Consider the following 5,665-nt stretch of genomic DNA (forward strand, 5'->3'; position numbering starts at 1 on the left):
CCTCTCACCCCTGCACCCACCCCGCACGCTCCAACGCCCCCATGGCCGAGAATCGGCGGCCACGAGCAGTCGCGTACGCGATTCCCGGGACCCGCCCGTGGAACCCGGCGGACCGTGGACCCGTCTCGTTCCACGGGAACAACGGGAGGCGCACATGCAACGGCGTACGTTCATAGGTGGCGGCGCCGCGCTCGCGGCGACGGCGGTTTCGGCCGCGTGCACCAGCGGCGCCGACGGCACCGGCGGGAGTTCCGGGCCGCGGGCCGGTGAGGAGGCCCGTACGTCCGGCACACCGGTGAGGAAGACGAGCACCGCGGCCGACCTCAAGGCCCTGGCCCGGGACCTGGACGGCCCCCTGGTCCGCCCGGGCGAGGCGAACTGGGCGGCGGCCCGCCAGCTCTACAACACCCGCTTCGACTCGCTCAAGCCGACGGCCGTCGCGTACGTCGCCCACGCCGAGGACATCCGTACGACCCTCGCGTACGCCCGGTCCCACGCCGTCCCCGTCTCGATCCGCAACGGCGGCCACTCGTACGCGGGCTGGTCCTCGGGCGACGGCCGGCTGATCCTCGACATCTCGAAGCTCTCCAAGGTCCGGGCCTCCGGCAACGAGGCCGTGGTCGGCGCGGGCGCCAAGCTGATCGACGTCTACCGCGCGCTGGCCGCGAAGGGCGTCACGATCCCGGCCGGTTCCTGCCCGACGGTCGGCGTCTCGGGCCTGACACTGGGCGGCGGCCACGGCGTCGTGTCCCGTGCCTACGGCCTGACGTGCGACAGCCTCACCCAGGCAACCCTGATCACGGCGGCCGGAAAGCAGCTCACCGCGAGCGCGACCGAGAACAAGGACCTCTTCTGGGCCCTGCGCGGCGCGGGCAACGGCAACTTCGGCGTCGTCACCGAACTCCGCTTCAAGACCCACCCGGCGCCGCAGGGCGTCTCGGCGTACATGTCCTGGCCGTGGTCCAGGGCCGCCGCCGTCCTCAGGGCCTGGCAGGAGTGGGGCCCCGACCAGCCCGACGAGATCTGGTCCTCGTGCCACTTCGAGAACGCGGCCGGCGGCACGCCCACGGTCTCCGTCTCGGCCTTCTCCCTGGGCACGTACGGCGAACTCCAGAACGCGGTGGACCGCCTCGCCGACCGCATCGGCGCCTCCGCCCGCAGCGTGTCCCTCAAGCGCCGCTCCTACGAGGAATCGATGGAGGTGTACGCGGGCTGCTCGACCTTCCCCGACGACGCCCAGTGCCACCTCCCGGGCGCGACACCGGGCCGCTCCCCCCAGGGTGCCCTGGGCCGCGAGACGTACACGGGCCGCTCGGACTTCTTCGACCGCTCGATCTCGGCGGCCGGCATCCAGACGCTGCTCTCCCAGATATCGGGGGTCCGGGGCAGCACGGGCAGCATCGCCCTCACAGCCCTCGGCGGCGCGATCAACAGAATCGACCCCACGGCAACGGCCTTCGTCCACCGCCGCTCCCGCATGCTGGCCCAGTACATCGCCGCCTGGCGCCCCGGAACCTCCGGCACCACATCCAACGCCTGGCTGACCCGGGCCCACACAGCGATGAAGCCGTACGCCTCAGGCGCGGCCTACCAGAACTACACGGACCCAACCCTCACCAACTGGCGCAAGGCGTACTACGGCGACGCGGCCCCCCGCCTCAAGACCCTGAAGAAGAAGTACGACCCGGAGACCTTCTTCAAGTTCCCACAGTCGCTGTAAGGCACGGGCCGGCTGGGGGCGCCCCTTCAGGGGCGCGGGGAACTGCGCAGTCTTTTGGCTTCTAGGGGCGCGGGGAACTGCGCGACCAGCCCCCACCGGGGCGCGCACCCGGCAACGAACAACAGGCCCTACCTACGCCGCGAGGTCCCGCTCCTCCGCCTCAACCTCACTACGAGCCCCAGGAATCACTTTCCCCCGCTCACCGGAGGCACCGCGCGCCCGAACCAGCCACCCCACCCGGGGCGACCTCTCCACAGCGGCCACAACGGGCGTCAGCAAAGCCATCGCAAGCGGCGAAAGCAGCAGAACCACCGCGGTCCCGAGCGCAAAGCCACCGATCACATCCGTCGGATAGTGCACGCCCATATAAACCCGGCAGAACCCGCCGAACAGAGCCAGCACTATCCCCACGAGCCCGAACTTCCGATTCGCGACGAACAGCCCGACCCCCATCGCCATCATGAGAGTCGAGTGATCGCTCACGAACGAAAAGTCGCTCTTGCCACCGATAAGAACGTCCAGCCCGTCATGGTCGACAAAAGGCCGAGGCCGCTCCACAAATCCCCGTATCGGCACATTCACGAGTACGGCGACACCGGCGGCGAGCGGTGCCCAGATCAGCGCGGCGACGGACGAGGCGGCATCCTCCCCGCCCCGCTTCCGCACGGTGAGCCAGCACCAGAGCACCAGCATCACCATGGCGAGCAGGAGCCCCCACTCGCCCACGAACTCCATGACGCGGTCGAACCAGTGCGGCGCGTCTTTGGCGAGACCATTGATGTCGTAGAGCAAGTCAACGTCAGGGTTCGAACCGGATTCGGCGAGTCCAGCCATGGTGCAACGGCCCCTTCGTCATCTTCTTCCCGACGCACCCATCGGGTGCGCCGCGCCATCAACCCCCGTCGTCGGCTACGAGAACAGGAACGCACACTCCCCTTCAATACGTTCCACCCTCCACCGAATGATCACTCAGACGTTATCGAAGAGAGATACATAGCCGCAGCTCAGGGGAGGGTTTCACACAGAGGTGGGCAACGCTTTCGCGCCATCTTCGGTGACCCGGGTCGCCCCGAAGTAGTCGGGGGTGTCGATCGGGTCGAACCGGATCACGGCACCCGCCCGGGGCGCGTTGATCATGTACCCGCCGCCCACGTAGATCCCGACGTGCCGGATGGCCCGGGAGTTGGTGAGGTCGTCCGAGAAGAACACCAGATCCCCGGGCAGCAGCTCGTCCCGGCTCGGGTGCGGCCCGGCGTTGTACTGGTCGTTGGCGACCCGCGGCAGGGTGATCCCCACACTCTCGTACGAGGCCTTGGTCAGCCCCGAGCAGTCGAAACGTCCGCCCTGGTCAGCGGTACCGTTCCCGCCCCAGAGATACAGCGTGCCGAGTTTCTTCTGCGCGTAGTAAATGGCCCCGGCGGCCTGCTTGGAGGGGTCGACACGGGTGACCGGAGCGGCGAAGCTCTCCTCCAGTGTCGTGATCGTCTTCACATAGTTCTGCGTTTCCTTGTACGGCGGTACGCCCCCGTACTTGATGACGGCGTACGCCCCCGCGTTGTACGCGGCGAGCATGTTGTGCGTCGGGTCGCCGGGCGCGTCCTTCACGTACTTCGCAAGTGTGCAGTCGTACTTCGCGGCCGATGGAATCGCGTCATTCGGATCCCATACGTCGCGGTCGCCGTCACCGTCACCGTCGATTCCGTGCGTCGCCCACGTTCCCGGGATGAATTGCGCTATCCCCTGCGCGGCGGCCGGGCTCTTGGCATCGGGATTGAACCCGCTCTCCTGATACAGCTGCGCGGCGAGAAGTGCGGGATTGATGGCGGTGCACAGATTGCCCCACTTCTGCACGAGCGCCTGATACGCGGCCGGTACGGCCCCCTTGGCCAGGCCACGGGCCCCCTGCCCCACACCGTTGGCGAGGTTCCCGGCCACCATGTAGACCCCGATGACCAGCACCATGACGAAGCTGAGCCCCGCCCCCGCGGCGACGGTCACCACGATCCACGCCTTACGCACCGTCAACCGCCCTCCGCAGCTCCGGAATTAGCCCACGTCAGTCTAGGAGCTTCCCACCCTGAAGCCGGTGCAACCGACGCTTTCGTAGTCGGTGGAGCTGCTCTTGACGTGGTAGAAGACCACGGTCCAGTCACCGGGGTCGTTGGCGACGGGGATCGCGTCCCAGGTCTTGCCCGCCGCGTGTTCCTGGAAGTCGTCGGGGTACGTGAGCTCGACGTACCCGCCGGTCCGCCAGTGCCGGTAGATGTCCACCGGCTTGCTGGTGTAGCCGATCGTCTTGTTCTCGGCCATCACGTCCTCGTACGGCCTGCCCGTATCGGGGTCGATGTCGTGGGGCGGCTTCACACCGACCGAGACGTGGTACGGCTCGGGTGCCTTGTTGCTCAGTTCCGCGTACTTGAACCGAAACAGGATCTTCGCCTTACCCTTCACGTCGGCGCGCGTGGGCTCGTCCACGTCGCCCGCGCTGTACTGGAGTTCCTTGGGCGGATCAACCGCACCGACCTGTACGCACTCACCGATGCCGTGTGCCGCCTCGTCCGGTTCGTCGGAGAGCGTCCAGACGTCGCGGGAGACTTTGTTGTCCTCGATGAACGTGGGGACCTTCTGCGCCCCGGCACCCGCCGACGCCGACGGCGACGCCCCCGATCCACCGCTCCCCCGCTCGTTCCCCTGGTCGTCGGGCAGCATCTGCCAGGCCACGACCGACGCGGCCACGAGCACCACCGCACCTGCGATACCGGCCGCCACGGGCACACGCCGCCTGCGGGCGGGCGTCGACGAAGGCACGGCCGTCGGCACGTATCCGGGGCCGACCGTCGGCACGTAACCCGGCCCGACCGTGGGCCGATACGCGGGCGGGGTCGCCGCCCCGTGCCCGGCGGGGACCAGTCCGGCCGCGACGGCCGCCGGGAGGTCGGGCGGCGCGGTGTCGCCGGTGCCGGCCAGCGGACGGTAGAAGGGGTCGTCGGCGAGCGCGGCGGAGACCGCGCAACGGGCGATGACGGTGTCGAGACCGGGTCGTTCGGCGGGCTCCTTCGCGACGCACTCCCGGATCAGCTCGGCCAGTCCCGGCTCGATTCCGGTCACGTCGATGTCCTCGTGCACGGCCCGGTAGGAGACGGCGTGCGCGTGCCCCGCCCCGAAGGGCGCCCTCCCGGTCGCCGCGTACGCGATCGTCGCGCCCAGCGCGAACACGTCCGCCGCCGAGCCCACCTGATTGCTCTTCAGCACCTCGGGCGCGGTGAAGCCGGGCGTGCCCGGGGTGAACCCGGTCTGGGTGAGCGCCGTGTCCGCCGTACCCCGCGCGATGCCGAAGTCGATGAGCAGCGGCCCCTGCGGGGAGAGGATCACGTTCTGCGGTTTGAGGTCCCGGTGCGTCACGCCGTACCCGTGGACGCTCGCCAGGGCCTCGGCCAGGGCCGCGAACAGCCGTCGCGCACTGTCCGCGGGAAACGGCCCCCGCTCGGCGACCGCCCCACCGAGCGTCGGCCCCGACACATACTCCGTGGCGAGCCAGTAAGGCGCGGCGTCCAGCGACGCATCGATCAGGTTCGCCGTGTACGCACTCCGCACCGCCCGAGCCGTCTCCACCTCGCGCCGGAACCGTGCCAGCGCCTCGGGATGGTCGGTGATCTCGTCCCGGATGACCTTGATCGCCACGAGCCGCCCACCGGGCGACCGCCCGAGGTACACCTGCCCCATCCCACCCGCCCCCAGCCGGGCGAGCAACGTGTACGCGCCTATGTGGGCGGGGTCCCGCTCTCTGAGTGCCTCCACCCAACTGACCTTTTCACACAGGTCACTTCGCTGCCTCCCCGTACAACGCGGCGGCCTCGCCCCCAAGAACAACGCTGTACGACACGTCATCGGTGGTACCGCCCTGCTGGAACCCACCCAGCACCCCCACGACCCGCCCCCCCGCGT

4 protein-coding genes and 1 pseudogene are annotated in these 5,665 nt (G+C 69.2%); 1 reads left to right on the forward strand and 4 read right to left on the reverse strand.

Annotated features, from left to right (window positions below):
- The first annotated feature begins 154 nt into the window (after positions 1–154).
- Positions 155–1,720: an FAD-binding oxidoreductase gene (locus AOK17_RS36310; protein WP_055616863.1), complete on the forward strand. Its 1,566-nt coding sequence runs from the start codon at positions 155–157 to the stop codon at positions 1,718–1,720.
- Positions 1,721–1,852: 132 nt separating this feature from the next.
- Here the strand turns inward: AOK17_RS36310 and AOK17_RS36315 are convergent, their stop codons facing one another.
- The 4 genes and pseudogenes from AOK17_RS36315 to AOK17_RS52785 form a co-directional block, all read right to left on the reverse strand.
- A complete protein-coding gene (locus AOK17_RS36315) occupies positions 1,853–2,554 on the reverse strand; it encodes a phosphatase PAP2 family protein (protein WP_055616864.1) in 702 nt (233 codons plus the stop codon).
- A 183-nt stretch (positions 2,555–2,737) separates the two neighbouring features.
- A complete protein-coding gene (locus AOK17_RS36320) occupies positions 2,738–3,745 on the reverse strand; it encodes a bifunctional lytic transglycosylase/C40 family peptidase (RefSeq protein WP_206190896.1) in 1,008 nt (335 codons plus the stop codon).
- Positions 3,746–3,781: 36 nt separating this feature from the next.
- On the reverse strand, positions 3,782–5,518 hold the full coding sequence (locus tag AOK17_RS36325) for a serine/threonine protein kinase (RefSeq protein WP_055616865.1): 1,737 nt from the start codon (positions 5,516–5,518) through the stop codon (positions 3,782–3,784).
- Between the two features lie 22 nt (positions 5,519–5,540).
- A pseudogene (locus tag AOK17_RS52785) lies at positions 5,541–5,665 on the reverse strand (serine protease); the annotation flags it as partial.

This window comes from Streptomyces phaeochromogenes (assembly GCF_001418655.1).
Lineage (GTDB): Bacteria > Actinomycetota > Actinomycetes > Streptomycetales > Streptomycetaceae > Streptomyces > Streptomyces phaeochromogenes.

Bases quoted from the DNA above. Each gene is read 5' to 3' on its own strand.
- AOK17_RS36310 (WP_055616863.1), top strand. From the start codon at position 155: ATGCAACGGCGTACGTTCATAGGTGGCGGCGCCGCGCTCGCGGCGACG.
- AOK17_RS36315 (WP_055616864.1), bottom strand. From the start codon at position 2,554: ATGGCTGGACTCGCCGAATCCGGTTCGAACCCTGACGTTGACTTGCTC.